The organism is Vibrio sp. Isolate33 (assembly GCF_022397895.1).
GTDB lineage: Bacteria > Pseudomonadota > Gammaproteobacteria > Enterobacterales > Vibrionaceae > Vibrio > Vibrio pomeroyi.
The window spans coordinates 48244-64624 of record NZ_JAKEUP010000002.1; the positions used below are offsets into that span (position 1 = coordinate 48244).

Annotated in this window: 16 protein-coding genes; 14 read left to right on the plus strand and 2 right to left on the minus strand. The window is 44.5% G+C overall.

The window, feature by feature from the left end; translation table 11 throughout:
* Nucleotides 1-34 precede the first annotated feature (34 nt).
* Nucleotides 35-664 carry a tetratricopeptide repeat protein gene (locus L1D37_RS03545; protein ID WP_239846902.1) on the plus strand — a complete coding sequence of 210 codons (630 nt, stop codon included), beginning with the start codon at nucleotides 35-37 and terminating at the stop codon, nucleotides 662-664.
* A 39-nt stretch (nucleotides 665-703) separates the two neighbouring features.
* Here the strand turns inward: L1D37_RS03545 and L1D37_RS03550 are convergent, their stop codons facing one another.
* Both L1D37_RS03550 and nrfA read right to left on the minus strand, forming a co-directional pair.
* Nucleotides 704-1048, minus strand: a complete 345-nt coding sequence (locus L1D37_RS03550) for a rhodanese-like domain-containing protein (RefSeq protein WP_239846903.1) — start codon at nucleotides 1046-1048, stop codon at nucleotides 704-706.
* Between the two features lie 183 nt (nucleotides 1049-1231).
* Nucleotides 1232-2662: an ammonia-forming nitrite reductase cytochrome c552 subunit gene (gene nrfA / locus L1D37_RS03555; RefSeq protein WP_239830862.1), complete on the minus strand. Its 1431-nt coding sequence runs from the start codon at nucleotides 2660-2662 to the stop codon at nucleotides 1232-1234.
* A 482-nt stretch (nucleotides 2663-3144) separates the two neighbouring features.
* Here nrfA and nrfB point away from each other — a divergent pair, with 482 nt between their 5' ends.
* The 13 genes from nrfB (at nucleotide 3145) to L1D37_RS03620 (ending at nucleotide 16376) form a co-directional block, all read left to right on the plus strand.
* A complete protein-coding gene (nrfB, locus tag L1D37_RS03560; protein WP_123301150.1) occupies nucleotides 3145-3729 on the plus strand; it encodes a cytochrome c nitrite reductase pentaheme subunit in 585 nt (194 codons plus the stop codon).
* 3 nt (nucleotides 3730-3732) lie between these two features.
* Nucleotides 3733-4419 carry a cytochrome c nitrite reductase Fe-S protein gene (nrfC, locus tag L1D37_RS03565; RefSeq protein WP_017632059.1) on the plus strand — a complete coding sequence of 229 codons (687 nt, stop codon included), beginning with the start codon at nucleotides 3733-3735 and terminating at the stop codon, nucleotides 4417-4419.
* Between the two features lie 2 nt (nucleotides 4420-4421).
* Entirely contained in the window at nucleotides 4422-5396 is a 975-nt protein-coding gene (gene nrfD / locus L1D37_RS03570) for a cytochrome c nitrite reductase subunit NrfD (RefSeq protein ID WP_239846904.1), read from the plus strand.
* Nucleotides 5397-5519: 123 nt separating this feature from the next.
* A complete protein-coding gene (locus L1D37_RS03575; protein ID WP_239846905.1) occupies nucleotides 5520-7436 on the plus strand; it encodes a heme lyase CcmF/NrfE family subunit in 1917 nt (638 codons plus the stop codon).
* Nucleotides 7417-7971, plus strand: a complete 555-nt coding sequence (locus L1D37_RS03580; RefSeq protein ID WP_239846906.1) for a DsbE family thiol:disulfide interchange protein — start codon at nucleotides 7417-7419, stop codon at nucleotides 7969-7971. Before L1D37_RS03575 ends, L1D37_RS03580 begins: the two co-directional genes overlap by 20 nt.
* Nucleotides 7968-8408, plus strand: coding sequence for a heme lyase NrfEFG subunit NrfF (gene nrfF, locus L1D37_RS03585; protein WP_239846907.1), 441 nt, complete (start codon nucleotides 7968-7970; stop codon nucleotides 8406-8408). Before L1D37_RS03580 ends, nrfF begins: the two co-directional genes overlap by 4 nt.
* Nucleotides 8409-8497: 89 nt before the next feature.
* The gene (locus tag L1D37_RS03590; protein ID WP_176680958.1) at nucleotides 8498-8674 is read left to right on the plus strand and encodes a hypothetical protein; all 177 of its coding nucleotides are present in this window, start codon (nucleotides 8498-8500) and stop codon (nucleotides 8672-8674) included.
* 248 nt (nucleotides 8675-8922) lie between these two features.
* The gene (gene ribA / locus L1D37_RS03595; RefSeq protein ID WP_032500341.1) at nucleotides 8923-9519 is read left to right on the plus strand and encodes a GTP cyclohydrolase II; all 597 of its coding nucleotides are present in this window, start codon (nucleotides 8923-8925) and stop codon (nucleotides 9517-9519) included.
* Between the two features lie 177 nt (nucleotides 9520-9696).
* Nucleotides 9697-10956, plus strand: a complete 1260-nt coding sequence (locus L1D37_RS03600; protein WP_176680959.1) for an imelysin family protein — start codon at nucleotides 9697-9699, stop codon at nucleotides 10954-10956.
* 112 nt (nucleotides 10957-11068) lie between these two features.
* Nucleotides 11069-12457: a di-heme oxidoredictase family protein gene (locus L1D37_RS03605; protein WP_239846908.1), complete on the plus strand. Its 1389-nt coding sequence runs from the start codon at nucleotides 11069-11071 to the stop codon at nucleotides 12455-12457.
* A gap of 159 nt (nucleotides 12458-12616) precedes the next feature.
* Nucleotides 12617-13678, plus strand: coding sequence for an imelysin family protein (locus tag L1D37_RS03610; RefSeq protein ID WP_239846909.1), 1062 nt, complete (start codon nucleotides 12617-12619; stop codon nucleotides 13676-13678).
* Complete coding sequence (locus L1D37_RS03615) at nucleotides 13668-14756, plus strand: DUF1513 domain-containing protein (RefSeq protein ID WP_239846910.1); 1089 nt, start codon at nucleotides 13668-13670, stop codon at nucleotides 14754-14756. The genes L1D37_RS03610 and L1D37_RS03615 overlap by 11 nt, the downstream gene beginning before the upstream one ends.
* 81 nt (nucleotides 14757-14837) lie before the next feature.
* Complete coding sequence (locus L1D37_RS03620; protein WP_239846911.1) at nucleotides 14838-16376, plus strand: L,D-transpeptidase family protein; 1539 nt, start codon at nucleotides 14838-14840, stop codon at nucleotides 16374-16376.
* Nucleotides 16377-16381: the final 5 nt, after the last annotated feature.

Consider the following 16381-nt stretch of genomic DNA (forward strand, 5'->3'; position numbering starts at 1 on the left):
TAGAGTGAATGGGCGGATAAAAAGGGAGAGTAAAATGGATATCTGGTTACTGGTTGCTTTGTTATTGATGAGCCTATTTTTCGTGGTGATCGTCGTTGCATCAAACAAAAACAGTGGTAGCCACAAGGGTAACCTTCTTATCTCACTCGCCGCAGTACTACTGAGTGTCACCATCTGGTTTCAAATGAAGCAAGAGCTGCCTCAGCCTCCTTCCAATGACAACGAAAATTACACCACAACAGATTTCCAAGATGAGCTGCAACAAAGCCTTAAGCAAGACCCGAATCAATCTGATTTATGGTTTAAGCTTGGTGGTGTTTATATGCAGAAAGGGGAGTTTGATGCGGCTTTTACCTGTTACGATTACGCGATTCGTTTAGATCCTCAAGCGCCTTCAGGCTTGTATGCCGCTAAAGCTACCGCACTTTATTATCTCAGTTCACAAGCGATGAGTGATGACGTAAACAAACTGCTAGAGCAATCTATGGATCTTGATCCTAACGATCGAACGGCCTTAATGTTAATCGCCACCGATCACTTCATCAGTATGCGCTATCAACATGCGATCGATGCGTGGACTCAAATTCTCGACTCTAATCAGAAGGGGATTGATCGTGTTTCTATTATCCACTCGATCAACCAAGCCAAACAGATGCTCCGTTAAGCTTGGTACAATCGCTAGTCGTTAATCGTTTGTCTTTCGTTATTTACTTTCCTGCATTTCAATCAAGCCACCTGCGTTGTGGATTTGAGTAAACCCTTGAGCTCGCAAGAATTGATAAGCTTGCCCTGAGCGATTACCACTGCGGCAATACAAGACAATAGGTTGGTCTTTATCTATGTTAGCAAAGTGTGTTGCGACCTCAGCCAGTGGATAGTTAATGGCGTTGTCGAGATGCCCTTGCTTGAACTCCTCAGGTGTTCTGACATCAACCACCATTGCACCTTTCTCAATTAAATCCCAACCTATGTCGGCGCGCTCAGACGCATGAACGCCAGAACTTAATAGTGCAACGCACAATGCTGAAAGTGAAAGTAGGGTTCTCATTCTTGATTCCTTGAATTAGCCAATAGATCTTGAAAGGTAAATAGGTATTTAAACGTAACTGGGCATTTAAAGGTCGGCATCGATTTGAATGCTCCAAAGCCTAACGCTTAATATTCAAAATAGAAAAACCAGCCACACCTCAATAGTGTGACTGGTTTTATTATTATGGTCTATTTGAAGAAACTAGTATTCGTAGTTCGCTTCACGTTTTTCAGCTTGCTCTTCCCACTTAGGAACAACCGTGTCTAAGAAGTGTTGTTTCTCAGCGTTCATCTTATCCATGTCCATTCCTAGCGCTTTTTGAGCCGCTTCTTTGGTTGATATATCAGGAATTTCGATAGGGTCGGTGATGCCTTTCTTCGCTAATAGACGAATGATCTTAGTACGAGCATCGGCTGCACGGTCAACAGCTGTACCTAGAACCTCAAGTGCCACTTCTGGTGCATGCATGTGAACACCATGAGACGCGATTGCGTAGTCCCAACGCCATTGAGCGTGACGAATATCCAGTAGGATTGGTTCCATCTCTTGCTCTGTTGCACCCGCTTCCCATGCCGCGCCTGCTTCAAAGTGAGCAGCAACGATTTGTTTCTCAGCGGTCAGCTTCATGTTCAGCACTTGAGCTTTACGGCTTGAAACGATGTTACGCATGGTCTCTTTAGATTGAGTATGGCAGTTAGCACACGTATCTTCGAAGCGGTCAAACGGATTACCTACTTTATGGTCGGTGTAAACTGTGCCGTCTTCTTTGGTGACTTTAGGCATATGACAGTCAGCACAAACGACTTTGTTTTTGCCGTGAATACCTTCACGCCATGTTTCATAGCCAGGGTGTTGCGCTTTTAGCATTGGTGCTTTAGATACCTTGTGCGTCCAATCCTTAAAGTTGATGTCATCGTAGTACTCTTCCATTTGCTCAACACGTGTCCCTTTATCCCAAGGGAATTTCACGCCTTTGGTTGGGCCTGTGAAGTAATATTCCACGTGGCATTGTGCACAAACTGAAGCTTGTTGATCTAAACGGCTCTGCTCATCAAACTTTTTACCAATCGCTTCGAAAGCACGTTCAACATAAGGACGCGTCACTTTCAGTGCTGGCTCGCCGTTTTTGAACTCATCGCTTTGGGTGTCATGACAGTCAGCACAACCAATAGGGTTGACGATCTCGTTACCAAGACGTGCCCACTTACCTTCGAAGTAGCCATCTTCACCGCGTTCTTCAATAACACGTGCAACGTCTGGGCTCTTACAACTCCAACATGCCATTGGCATTGGACCTGAGCTTTCGTCAGTCGGACCGCCAGTACGCAAGGTCTGTCTTACATCGTCAATCGCATAAAAGTGGCCGCGCGCTTTGTTGTAGTCTTTTGCGAACCCGTAGCCAGCCCACATGATCACCATGTTTGGATCTTCTTTTAGCGCATCTTCAATAGTTTCACTTTCTGACGTTTGTCTCCATGAGTGATATTGATCAGGGTGGTTTTGCTCGAACTGGTCGTTACGAGGATCACCAATTTCTTTTTGTTCAGACGCAGCAAAACTGGTCGCGCTTGCTAGTGACGCGCTAACCATTAATAGTGCTGTGACGGAATTACGTATCCAGTGCTTTTTCACAGTGATATCTCCAATATACTGATTTTTATACCAAGCGTTGTGAGTTTGCTATTCAAATTAAGAACTGGAGAATTCCTGTTTATATTAATTCATAAATAAACACATTTTGTTACGTGTCGGAAGTTTGCTTGTTTTAGATCAATTAATGGCAGTGACTTTAATCACGTTGAAGTTTATATAACCCTAAAGGGGTATGCACTGGCGTGAGGAGAGAGATTTAAGTGATAATTATTATCAAATATAACAAGCAATTACATACTATGCCCTTGTGATAAATAGGGTGATTGTGTTCACATATTAACCTTTGTAAATTTCGCATTACCTAGTTAGAGGTATATTCTAAATATAGAAAGCGTTGTGGCTTATCCAAAATAAGAATTGATATCATTTAAACGTTAATAATATCGTTTAAGGGTACTTTTGTTTAACCGGAATATTATTTAGTTGAGAGTTAAATAATGCCGGTATAAGGAAAGGATAAAATGGGCAATATTAAATTGGCCATAGTCATAATGCTTAAATCCCTTCTAGCATTCTGCCTCTATGGTTATTCCATTCATGCTGTTGCTGAGCCTGCTGTTACGCCAGTAGGAGAATCAACAAGACATGAAGTCGAATTAATCCGCGACAAAGACTACAAGTGTGTTCAATGCCATAAAGACTCCAAAGAAACGATATTGGGTTCACATGGTAAGAGCGCACACGCTTTACTTGGTCGTGAAGTGAATTGTACCGATTGTCATACCTCTATTGGCCCCGATCACCGTGAAGGTGCACCTGAAGTGGTGAAGTATCGCGCGGCCCAATCACAGCAAGGAACTGAAAAGGTCTTCCTCGATCCTAGTTTAATTTTAGACGCCAATAGCCAATGTATAGATTGTCATAAACCGGATGATCTGCGTGAAGCGAGCTGGACTCACGATGTTCACGCACAGAACTTAACGTGTTCAAACTGCCATGATGTTCATGCGACTGAAGCTAAGGTGTTGAGCTTAGATAAAAAGCAAACCATTAAGCTGTGCGTGGATTGCCATTCAGACTTCAACCAGAAGAAAGAAGGGGAGTAATCTATGAGCTGCTCAAGAAGAAACTTTTTAGCTGGCGCAGGCGCTGTGATCTTTACGACTGGGGTTGCAGGAACGGCGGCGGTAACAAGCCGTAAAACGTTGGCCAATGTTCAGGAAGATGGCACTAAGCGTTACGGGATGGTTCATGATGAAACCGCATGTATCGGTTGTACAGCCTGTACTGAAGCGTGTCGTGAAGTAAATAAAGTGCCAGAGGGTGTATCACGCTTAGAGATCATTAAGAGTGAACCTCAAGGCGAATATCCAAATGTTGATTACCGTTTTACCCGTAACTCTTGCCAACATTGTGATAATGCTCCGTGTGTGATGGTTTGCCCAACGGGTGCAGCCTATAAAGATGAGAAAACCGGCATTGTTGATGTGCACAAAGAGAAGTGTGTGGGTTGTGGTTACTGCTTATTAGCTTGTCCATATCAAGTGCGCTTTTTCCACCCAGAGAATAAATCCGCTGATAAATGTAACTTCTGCCGTGATACTAACTTGGCTCAAGGGAAGTTACCTGCTTGTGTTGAATCTTGCCCAACTAACGCGCTGATATTTGGCGACCTGAACGACCCTAAGAGTGAGATAAACCAAGTGCTTCAATCGGAAGTGGTTTACAGAGATAAAGCCTACCTAGGGACTCAGCCAAAACTCTATAAAGTGCCACACCAAAAAGGGGAGATTTGATTATGAGTGCATGGGACACAGCTTTTCAGTCTGGTACCGTGGTATGGGACTGGATTATAGCTATCTATCTATTTCTGGCGGGGATGTCGGCGGGTGCCGTCATGATTTCCATTTACCTTAAACGAAAGGTCATTGAAGGCGATCCTGCTCATAATGGTGTGTTAAAGGCGACCGCTTTTCTTGCGCCATTTGGGATCATTTCAGGTCTGCTGATCTTGGTCTTCCATCTAACAAAACCGTTATCTTTTTGGAAGATCATGATCTTCTATAACCCAACGTCTGTGATGTCGATGGGTGTGATCTTATTCCAAGTGTATATGGTGATCCTATTCCTTTGGATCGGCATTATATTCCGAGATCAAATCGTTGTGTTCTTGAATGACCAAGCTTGGTTAAAAGGACGACTCGATTTTGTCGGAAATTGGATTGGCAAAATAGAAGTGTTTGAAAATGCTTTGGAAATATTCTTAGCTATTCTTGCTCTGATGCTTGCCGCTTACACTGGCTTCCTGCTTTCGGCGTTAAATACCTTCCCAATGCTGAATAACCCAGTGCTGCCGATTCTATTCTTATTCTCGAGTTTATCTTCGGGTGCTGCTGCGTGTATTTTGTTTGGTGTTTTGGTCTTCAAAGAATCGCCACACAGCATCAGTGTTTCTTGGATTCACGGATTTGAGCGTCCGGTTGTGATGTTCGAGTTGTTTGTTCTGGTGACTTTCTTTACTGGGCTGGTATTTGCTGGTGGACAAAGCGAACAAGCAGTGTGGAACGCAATTGGCAGCGGCTTCTGGGCAAGTTGGTTTTGGTACGGTGTTATTGGGGTAGGCATGGTTTTACCCTTGTTACTCAATGCTGTCACGCCAGACTCTATTCGTCATAGTTCGGTGTATATCTTTTCCGTGACGTCTTTGAGCTTAATGGGCGTGTTAATGCTACGAACTTTTGTCCTTTACGCAGGGCAGTTAACGATAGCTTAATTTCGCACTAGTAAGCAGATGCTGGATACCGAGCATCTGCTTACTCATTCTCTGTTTCTTTGCGTAAAGAAGCTAACAATGGTTTTACTTGGCTCTGCTTTGGTGGAGCCTTATTGAGGTGATATGGTCGGTTCTTTGGGGCTGTTTAGTTTAGTTTTGGTCGCTGTGCTTAGCAGCATTATCGCTGTGCATTCGATTTACCCAATGCTCGCCAAGCAATCACCGAATCTTGGTTTAATTCGCAGTTTCTCTCTTTCAAGCGCACTATTTTCCATTGGTGCTATTGTTCTGCTCGGCTATGCCTTTATCAGTGACGACTTCTCGATTCTGTATGTCGCAGAACATTCCAATACACAGTTACCTCCCTTTTTTAAAATGGCCGCCGTGTGGGCAGGGCATGAAGGCTCATTGCTGTTTTGGGTGTTGACTATCAGCTGTTGGTCCGGTGTTATCGCTTTGCAAAAGCGCTACTCAAGTGAATATCAAAGCCGTGTGCTGTGGGTGATGAATGTATTACTTGCGATATTCGCTTGGTTCACGCTGTTCGCATCAAACCCATTTGAATTGAATTCAACCTTGCCGCTTGAAGGGCGAGACCTTAATCCAATGCTGCAAGATGTCGGTTTGATATTCCATCCGCCATTACTTTATCTAGGCTACGTAGGGTTTTCGGTTGTACTGGCCTTTGCAGTCGCAGCGCTATTGGTTGATCCGATCGAGTTTGATTGGGTCGCTCATTGTCGAAGCTGGTGTTTAGTTGCGTGGATCTTTTTAACCGCGGGGATCATTCTTGGTTCTTGGTGGGCATATTACGAATTGGGTTGGGGCGGCTGGTGGTTCTGGGATCCTGTTGAAAACGCGAGCTTGTTACCGTGGCTCACTTCTACCGCTTTGCTACATACTTTGGGTGTTGCCAAGGGCAAGCAACAACTGTTGAAATGGTCTCTGAGCCTTGCCTTTATTACGTTTTGTCTAAGTATTCTCGGCACCTTTATTGTTCGCTCTGGCGTACTTACTTCAGTACACGCATTCGCGGTTGACCCAAGTAAAGGCATCGCACTGTTACTGATCTTAGTCGTGGTGTTGGTGAGTTCGTTTTCTCTGCTCATTGTGCGTGGTGAGTCTTTTGAGTCGAGCCCAATCACGCGCTTTGCCAGCAAAAGCTTTTTGAGTTTAGTTGCCGTGCTCATATTCGTTTTGGGAACGGCGGTTGTGGTGTTCGGTACTTTCTATCCAATGGTGTTTGAGCTGTTAGGTCTTGGAAACATATCGGTAGGCGCACCTTACTTTAACCTGCTGATAGCACCGTTAGCTTTGCTTGCAATGGGCGTTGTTGGCCTTGCTCCATTACTCAGTATCAAACCCCAAGCTTCGAAAGGCGTTATGGCGTTAATCGCTCTGCTATCTATTGCTCTCGGGTTTACCTGCTATGTTGTGCAAGTAGAGAAGATTCATGTGATGGCACTGATGACATGGTCACTCGCGTTTTGGGTTGTACTGACTCATGTTTACGGCTTAGTGGTCACACGGAGTTCTAAATTCCAACGTAAAGTATGGGTAATGACATTCGCACATGTGGGTGTCGCAGTATTAGCCGTAGGTGCCACCATGAACAGCTACCATTCGTTTGAACGCAGCTATAAATTGAGCCCTGGGGAACAAGTTGAGTTTATGGACTGGACGCTGTCTCATCGTGATACTGAGCTTTATGTTGCATCGAACTATACTGCCGAAAGGGCAGTGCTTGACCTAGAGGCTAATGACCGAAGCTTTTTCATCACACCTGAAAGAAGACATTACCAAGTTCGAGTCATGAACATGAGTGAGCCTGCAATGAAGTGGTTCTGGCATGGCGACGTGTATATCACCATGGGTGAAAAAGTGGATTCAACCGCTTACGCATTCCGCGTTCAATATAAGGCTTATGCTCGTTGGATTTGGTTCGGTGGGTTGTTCTCTATTTTAGGTGCGTTGCTCTCATTGATTTATCGTAAAAAGAAAACCGTTAAGGCGTCAAAGTATGAATACCAGCGTTCGTAACAAACTCATCACGCTCATTGTATTAGCACTGATAGTGGTGTTGGCGTTTTTGTTCGCGCTTGATAATAAGCAGCAAACCACCACAGTATCGACGCAACAGAGATCGTTCCCTGAATTTACATCGATAGCGTTAGACAATAGCGAAGGAGTCAGAGGGCAACAAGAACTGACGCGAACGGATATTACTGAGCACCCTTATCAGTTGGTGAATGTCTGGGCGTCATGGTGTGGTATCTGCAAAACCGAACACGCCTTTTTGCTCAAGCTCCACGATAAAGGCATTCCTATTGTTGGGCTCAATTACCGAGATAATTCAGCTGCCGCGATTAATGTGTTGTCGAACGATGGAAACCCATATTCAAAAGTTATTAGCGATCCTCAGGGGAAGTTGGCCTTGGAGTTAGGAGTCATAGGAACGCCGGAGACGTACTTGGTTGATGCTGACGGCCAAATCATTAAGAAACTACTGGGTGTGATTAATGAATCTGTCTGGCAAAACGAACTTGCTATGTACTTTGATGGTGAGATTGGATGATGAAGTCTTTTATACAGATAGTCGTAATCTTGTCTGCAATTATTACTATTAGCTTTCCGAGCATGGCAGAAGAGTTGTTTACAGCCAGTAATAAAGAGACAAGCATTCAGGTTGAACTGTTTGAGTTTGAAAGCCCGGATCAACAACAGCGTGCTATTAGCTTGGCAAAAACGCTGCGCTGCCCTCAATGTCAGAATCAAAACCTGATTGAATCGAACTCGCCGATAGCAAAAGATTTACGTCTTGTTGTGTTTAATATGGTGAAAAAAGGGAAGAGTAATAATGAAATCACTCAATATATGACAGAGCGATTTGGCGAGTTTGTGCTTTATAAGCCAGCAATGAGCGCCTCAAACCTATTACTTTGGCTTCTACCAAGCCTATTATTTCTCTTATTTATATATTTATCAGTAAAAAGTGTCAGAAAGGGCTCATAAAAAATATGTATTACTGTTTACCAATTGAGCTGTATTTTGTAACATTAAAGGATTATAAAGGCTAAGCACTGTTATATAAGGATGTATCTGTGGATAACGTAATCTCAAATTTAAAGAAAGAGTTCCATACTCATGTCCAGTCAGACAAGTGGGCAGAAAAATACAGTGCGAAGTCGAGCATTTCTACACTTACGCAAGAAGAGCTCACTGAATTAGAAAATGCTTGGGTTCAGCTTGTCATCTGGAAGCAAACTCAAGTAAGTTGAGCGTTCTGTAAAAACACAGTCTTAGTCGCAAGTGATTAATTTACAACCCCACATTGACCACCTCAATGTGGGGTTTTTTCTTATCTGAAAAATAAATTGTTATATTATAACAATTTGTTCGTGGTCGACCTTGAAAAAAATTGTTAACAGCCTCATAGTGTCTATCATTAGATAGTCCACTACAAAATATTGCCTAGACATATCCTGTAGTGTTGTTAAATACATTGAATTTTCAAGTGAGTATAGCTATGGCGGAAGTGCGTGCCAGAATAGATTTCAAAGTAGGGGTAACAAGCAGTATCGATGCTGAACTTCTGTCTTTTCATGGGTTGAAAACAGATAAAGAGCATGTGGCTGTGATATTTAAATCAGCAGACAAGACACAAGACATACCTCTTGTTCGTATGCACTCTGAGTGTCTTACTGGTGATGTTTTCCATTCTTCTCGTTGTGATTGCGGTGAGCAATTAGACGAAACCATTAGAATTATGGGCGAAACGGGCGGTGTGATTCTTTATCTACGCCAAGAAGGTCGTGGTATTGGTCTATACAACAAGATTGATGCGTACCGTCTCCAAAGCGAAGGGATGAACACTTACGAAGCGAATAACCACTTAGGTTTTGGCGATGACTTACGTGATTTCACTGAAGCGGCAGAAATGCTGCGTGCTTTGGGTACCACAAAAATTCGCTTAGTGACCAACAATCCTAAGAAAATCAATGAACTTAAAGAGTTTGGTATTGAGATTGCAGAAGTAGTGAACACCTCTGCTCACATTAAGTCGGGTAACGAAAGCTACTTGAAGGCCAAAGTCTCACACGGTAAGCATAATCTGGATATCTGATTAGCCATCTTTGTTGCGTATAACACAAAAATGTTCAAAGACCTCACAAACGTGAGGTTTTTTTGTATTTATCTTGCAATAAAATTGTAAGTTTGTATTATTCAAATCCGTAGTGTAAATGATAATGGTTTGCACTATTACTACGAATAATAATTTAAAGCTCAACAAGGATGCTTCATGACCATTAAATCTTTAGTGACAAAAGCCGTAACTTCGTCACTCATTTTTGCCTCTGCTTCTTCTTTCGCAGCAGTAACTCAAGATCAAGTTGTAGAACATTACGCAGATATTGCTCATGCAGTGTTTGCCGATTCAGTAATCACAGCAAAAGCGTTGAACTCTTCTATTGATACCTTCTTAGCTTCTCCTTCTGCTGGCAACTTCGAACAAGTAAAACAAGCTTGGCTTGAGTCTCGTGTTCCTTACCAACAATCTGAAGTGTTCCGCTTTGGTAACGTTGTTGTTGATGATTGGGAAGGCCAACTAAACGCATGGCCACTAGATGAAGGCCTTATCGACTACGTTTCTTCTGATTACCAATATGAGCTTGGTAACGAAGGCGCTAGCGCAAACATCGTTGCGAACAAGACTTTCCAAATTGGTCAGACAACTGTTGACGCAACAAACATCACCCCTGAGCTAATCGCAGACCTTAACGAGATCGGCGGTTCTGAAGCGAACGTAGCATCTGGCTACCACGCGATTGAATTCCTACTTTGGGGCCAAGATTTAAACGGCACTAACAGTGGTGCAGGTGAGCGTGCTTACACTGACTTCGTTGTTGGTGCTGAGTGTACTAATGGTAACTGTGACCGTCGTGGCGCATACCTAAAAGCATCAGCTGAGCTACTTATCCAAGACCTAGAGTGGATGGAAAAGCAGTGGGCTGAAGGCGAGAAAGGCAACTACCGTCAAGAGCTTCTTTCTGAATCTAGCGAGAATGGCCTACGTAAAATGCTATTCGGCATGGGTTCACTGTCTCTAGGTGAGCTAGCGGGCGAGCGTATGAAGGTAGCACTAGAAGCTAACTCAACGGAAGACGAGCACGATTGTTTCTCTGATAACACGCATAACTCTCACTACTACAACGAGCAAGGCATCTACAACGTTTACACGGGTCTATACAAGCGTGAAGACGGTACTCTACTTTCAGGTCCAAGCCTGTTTGACTTAGTAGAGCAAAAAGATGAGCAAGCTGCGAAAGAGATCCAAAAGCAGTTTGATCTAGCACGTGCACAAGTAGGCGAGCTAGTAACGTCTGCAGAGAAAAACAATCAGCACTTCGATCAGCTAATCGCTGCTGACAACGCTGCAGGTAACGCACTAGTAAACAAAACAATTGTTGCTCTAGTGTCTCAAACTGCTGCAATTGAGCGTGCTGCTGGTGTGATTGGTATTGATAGCCTAAACCCGGACACGGCTGATCACGAGTTCTAAGAACCCGAGACCAAAACCAATGTAAGGGCTCTCATTGAGCCCTTAATTGTTTGCTACTCAAGAAAGTCACTCCCAAATAAAAACTAAAATCAAAAACACAGCAAGGCAATGTATGAAGTCGTATCTCTCAGCCTCACTATTAACCGCACTGTTTTTCGTATCTCCATTACACGCTCATGAAACCTACTCTGGTGGCAAAACGACCGTGAAGAAAGAGGGAGCGAACGCTTTTTCTCTTCCCGCAGCCAACCTACCTATGAGCAAACGCTTGGATTTCAGCGTAGGTAACAGCTTCTTTAGAAACCCTTGGGTTCCTGCGCCGTCATCAACTGATGCTCGTGATGGATTAGGACCACTATTTAATACCAACGGTTGTCAAAACTGTCACATCAAAGATGGTCGTGGTCACGCGCCAGAAAAAGGCGATGAGAACGCAGTATCCATGTTGGTTCGTTTAAGCATTCCGGCTGAAACGCCAGAGCAGAGACAAGCCTTTATTCGCGATGGAGGTATTCCAGAACCGACCTACGGCGGTCAGCTACAAGATTTCGCACTTCAAGGTGTTAAGCCAGAGGGTAAAGTGAACATCAGTTACACCGATGTTCCTGTTGAATTCAAAGACGGCACTGTCGTTACTCTGCGTAAACCCACTTTAAAAATTACTGAACTTGCGTTCGGTGAGATGCATCCTAAAACTGAATTTTCAGCTCGTGTTGCTCCGCCAATGATCGGCCTTGGCTTGCTTGAGAGCATTCCGAAAGAAACGATTCTAGGATTTGCTGAGCAACAATTGGCAGACAAACAGGGCGTGTCGGGTAAAGCCAACTATGTTCTTGATGTTCAAACCAACGAGATGGCGCTCGGTCGCTTCGGTTGGAAAGCCGGACAGCCAAATCTAATGCAGCAAAACGCAGCGGCATTTAATGGTGACTTAGGCTTAACGAGCAGCTTGTTCCCGAACGAAAACTGCACAGCTGCGCAATCGACTTGTGATGATTTCCCAAATGGTGGTGAGCCAGAAGTGAGCGACAACATCCTAGATTTTGTTGAGTTCTATTCACAACACTTAGCGGTTCCAATTCGCCGTAACGTAGATAACCCAGCTGTCGTGCAAGGTAAAAAACTGTTCAAAGACGTTGGCTGTCAAAGTTGTCACCAAGCTGAGTTCCGTACGGCAGAGCGAGAAGGTCTGCCTGCATTATCTAATCAGTTAATTAGCCCATACACGGACATGCTGCTACACGACATGGGTGAAGGCTTAGCGGACAATCGCCCTGAGTATCTTGCTAATGGTCAAGAGTGGCGCACCACACCATTGTGGGGATTAGGCTATACCAAAGAAGTAAATGGTCACACCTTCTTGCTTCATGACGGTCGTGCAAGAAACGTTATGGAAGCGGTGCTTTGGCACGGTGGTGAAGCTGAGGTGGCGAAACAGAAAGTTCTGTCTTTGAATGCGACCGAGCGTGAAGCACTGCTGGCATTTTTGAACTCGCTATAGGCAGTCTGAAGCTCAGCGCCCCAACGACTGAGTTAGCACGGATAAAAAGTTAACTTAAAGTACACAACCGCTGAACTTGTAGGAATACGAGCTCAGCGGTCGTTTCATATTTATTGAACTCATATAATTAAAAGAAAAACTAGGAAGTAAGGTAACAGCATGACACATAAATTTTTGTTAATGCCTTTGTCGGTATTAATCATGGCAGGCTGCCAATCATCGGGTGAGCAAACGGCTTCATCTGAGGTTAATGGTGTTTCTTATCAAGCAGACACGACTGCTCATATCAGTCGCAGCGTATATCAACAAGAGTTTGATTCAGCCGTGCTATTCGCTAAACAAGCCAGTGAACTGGAAACCTTGATGCAGGGTTACTGTGAAACCAACAATGTTGAGCTGGATGCTTTGAAAAATCAGTGGCAACTCACGATGAATAGTTGGATGGCACTGCAAGGTCAAGAAAGAGGCCCAACCGCGGCACTGGAAGAGAGTTGGAATGTTCAGTTTTGGCCAGACAAAAAGAACACCACAGGCCTTAAAATGCGTCAGCTGACTCAGCAAGATAAAGCTTGGTCACAAGACGAAATCGCACAGCAGAGTGTTACTGTTCAAGGACTTGGCGCATTGGAATGGTCTCTGTACGACGAGCAATCTCCACTGCTTCAAGACAAAGCTTCAGGTTGCTTATCTTCACAAGCTATCGCCCAAAACTTGGCGATGAAATCAGCCTCTATTGCTGAAGCTTGGCAGATTAACCCATGGTTAGCACTGGACGAGATGCGTTGGGAATCGGAGTACATCGCTTTATTGACTAACCAGCTTGATTACAGCATGAAAAAGCTGAGTCGTCCGATGGCGAAAATTGGTCATCCGCGTCCTTATTTCTCAGAATCATGGCGTGCACAAACCTCGATGACTCAACTAAAAGCAAACGTAGCAGCACTTCAGAACTTGTACCTTGCTGATGGCAATGGCCTAGACGGATTATTGAGAGAGAAGGGCTTAAATGACCTTGCTGATCGTGTTGCAGACCAGTTCATATTGACGCTAGAGACTTGGCCGACTGATTCAAGCTTGTTCGAGTTACTGCAGAGTAAAGAGGGCTACCGCGAGGTGCTGACTCAATACAATAAACTTGAACGTTTGAAGTACCTGATTCATGAAGAAGTGGCGATCGAGCTTGGCGTGGTAATAGGATTTAATGCTACCGATGGTGACTGATAATACGAGAAGAACGCTACTCAAGGCTGCACTGGGTTGTGCAGCTGTTCCTGTGCTTCCATTTGGCTGTGCGAGCCGAAAGGATGGCGTGAGTACATCTAATGATCCTCAGCTGATTGGCTGTGCGCTAAATGGCCGTGGTCAATATTCAGCGGTTGTGGCTGATGAATATGGCATGCCATTGAGCCAGTTGCCGATTCCTGATCGTGGTCATGGCGTCGCTATTTGCCCAACCTCATCGCATGCGGTGGTGTTTGCTCGTCGTCCTGGTGACTATTTTATGGTGTTCGACTATAAAAAGGGTGAGCAGATTAAAATGGTGGTGAAAGGGAACAACCGCCACTTCTATGGTCATGGTGTTTATTCGTTAGATGGCAAGTTACTGTATGCCACTGAAGGTAAAACGGACAGCAGCCAAGGTGTGATCGGCGTTTACGATGTCGAACAAGGCTATCGTAAGGTTGAAGAGTTCTCCGATTTTGGTATCGGCCCTCATGAAGTGATCATCATGCCCGATGGCAATCTCGCGATCGGCGTTGGTGGTGTTCATACCGACGGAAGAACACCGAAAAACTTGGATTCAATGCAACCAAGCTTAAGTTATGTATCTCCTGAAGGTGTACTACTTGATCAAGTGGAGCTGTTGGACAAGAAGCTAAGCATTCGACACTTAGCGCACGATGGCGCTGAAACCGTGCTTTGTGGTCAGCAATATCGCGGTGAACCGGACGAGTATCCTTCGCTGTTGGCGATGCACACTAAAGGCGGACAGTTTGAACCTCTGAACGCAGAGCCTGAACAGTGGGCAAGGTTTAATCACTATATTGCAAGTATTGCGGCGTCAGATGATTGGATTATTGCTACCTCACCACGAGGTAACTGCTACGGTATTTGGTCTAAAGAGACGAAAGAGTTAGTGGAGTTGTCTGCGCTATCCGATGCTTCTGGTGCTGTGCTGCTTGATGGTGAGTTTAGACTCAGTTCTGGAGCGGGCAGTGTGGTCAGCCAACGCAAGCCTTATGAGAAATCAAGCCAGCAATCATCGGTCCAGTGGGATAATCATTGGAGTGCAATCTGATTCATAAAATCCCTTAAAAAATAACATGCTTACTCCCAATTCTTTGCCATACTTATGGGATTACTGGTGGCGGAGTTAAGCATGTTAGCGAAATACTTCTGTGGATTATTGGTGTTAGTTTCTGTGCACGCATGGAGCTATACGAGTTCTGACGAGAGCCGTTTCATTCCGGCTGATTCAGAACTCTCATTTATGCTGATTTATCCAGAGCTCACCCAGAGTATTTATCAAGACTCTTCTCTTCCTATCCTTTGGGATTCACCGGAACTTGTTAAAGCGTTTGAATTCCAACTGTCGCTGTTAGAACAAGCGCAAATGGCGCCGCTTTTTGATCGACAATTAAAACAAATCCGTCAGTACCAATCTCGTGGTCAATGGCAAGAGTTAGACATTTTACTCACCGACACCTTTATCTATTACTTAAGCTACGTTGAAAATGCGCCACTTGCCGGTAAGGAGTGGTACTTCTCGGGTAAGCTGCATTCCAAATTGCCTGCGCCTTCTCCGCATATTCTGATGAGACTGAAAAGCAGTGTCGCCAATGATTACTTATTGGAGATGGTGTTGTCTTACGCGCCACCGGTAGGGGATTTCGATCAATTCAAAGCAACCTATTCTGTGTTAGAAACGGCGTCTGAACTCAAGATTGAGCGATACAGACAGAAAGGCTTGAAACGCTTGGGCGACCAGCTTTCAGACAAAGCCATTCTTGTTGAACGTATTGCCTTGGTTGGCGTTGATACTTCGATGATCGCGGTCGATTTCCCTAAGTTCGATCGAGATCTGCAAACGGCGATTAAGTCCTTCCAGCGTATGCACGGTCTTACAGATGATGGGATCGTCGGCCCTGACACGATCAAGTGGATCAACATGGGCTTTGATGATCGGTTAACCTCACTAGCTCTGAATGCTGAACGTGTTCGTTTGTGGCCAAGAGACAGAGATTCTCTCATTGTTGTTAACGTGCCGAGTTTTGACATGAAGTATTGGGAAGGTGGCGAAGAGGTTTTTGAGTCCAAAGTTGTGGTCGGTAGAAAATCGAGAAAAACGCCGCTTCTAGAGATAAATCTAGATTCAGTCATCTTAAACCCGACTTGGAATGTGCCATGGAAAATCATGGTCAAAGACATCCTGCCCAAAGTAAAAGCCGACGAAAGTTACCTTGAAACGAATAACTTCCAAGTGATTGACGGTTGGCGCTCAATGGAAACGGTCGACACCACAGAGATCGATTGGCAGACCATCAACTTCAACTCGTTCCCATATCGGATGCGTCAGCAGGCTGGTTCACGCAACGCATTAGGTTTGTATAAGTTCAACACACCCAATAAGCGAGCGATCTATCTGCACGATACACCAAGTAAAGGTCTGTTTAATGATGACTTCCGTGCCTATAGCTCAGGTTGCATACGTGTTGAACACGCAGAAGAACTAGCAGAGCTGTTGTTTGCGACCAAGGTAAGGAAGGTCCCGAATCAGAATGACGACCTTGCCCCTAATACTAAGGTTCGCCTCAAGAAGCGCATTCCCGTGCATATCATCTATCAAACCGTGCTGTTTGAAGAGGGCGGCATACAGTACCGCGGCGACATCTACCAATATGATAAAGAGGGTGGCTGATTAAA

Bases quoted from the DNA above. Each gene is read 5' to 3' on its own strand.
- L1D37_RS03545 (WP_239846902.1), top strand. From the start codon at position 35: ATGGATATCTGGTTACTGGTTGCTTTGTTATTGATGAGCCTATTTTTC.
- L1D37_RS03550 (WP_239846903.1), bottom strand. From the start codon at position 1,048: ATGAGAACCCTACTTTCACTTTCAGCATTGTGCGTTGCACTATTAAGT.
- nrfB (WP_123301150.1), top strand. From the start codon at position 3,145: ATGGGCAATATTAAATTGGCCATAGTCATAATGCTTAAATCCCTTCTA.
- nrfC (WP_017632059.1), top strand. From the start codon at position 3,733: ATGAGCTGCTCAAGAAGAAACTTTTTAGCTGGCGCAGGCGCTGTGATC.
- nrfD (WP_239846904.1), top strand. From the start codon at position 4,422: ATGAGTGCATGGGACACAGCTTTTCAGTCTGGTACCGTGGTATGGGAC.
- L1D37_RS03575 (WP_239846905.1), top strand. From the start codon at position 5,520: ATGGTCGGTTCTTTGGGGCTGTTTAGTTTAGTTTTGGTCGCTGTGCTT.
- L1D37_RS03580 (WP_239846906.1), top strand. From the start codon at position 7,417: ATGAATACCAGCGTTCGTAACAAACTCATCACGCTCATTGTATTAGCA.
- nrfF (WP_239846907.1), top strand. From the start codon at position 7,968: ATGATGAAGTCTTTTATACAGATAGTCGTAATCTTGTCTGCAATTATT.
- ribA (WP_032500341.1), top strand. From the start codon at position 8,923: ATGGCGGAAGTGCGTGCCAGAATAGATTTCAAAGTAGGGGTAACAAGC.
- L1D37_RS03600 (WP_176680959.1), top strand. From the start codon at position 9,697: ATGACCATTAAATCTTTAGTGACAAAAGCCGTAACTTCGTCACTCATT.
- L1D37_RS03605 (WP_239846908.1), top strand. From the start codon at position 11,069: ATGAAGTCGTATCTCTCAGCCTCACTATTAACCGCACTGTTTTTCGTA.
- L1D37_RS03610 (WP_239846909.1), top strand. From the start codon at position 12,617: ATGACACATAAATTTTTGTTAATGCCTTTGTCGGTATTAATCATGGCA.
- L1D37_RS03615 (WP_239846910.1), top strand. From the start codon at position 13,668: ATGGTGACTGATAATACGAGAAGAACGCTACTCAAGGCTGCACTGGGT.
- L1D37_RS03620 (WP_239846911.1), top strand. From the start codon at position 14,838: ATGTTAGCGAAATACTTCTGTGGATTATTGGTGTTAGTTTCTGTGCAC.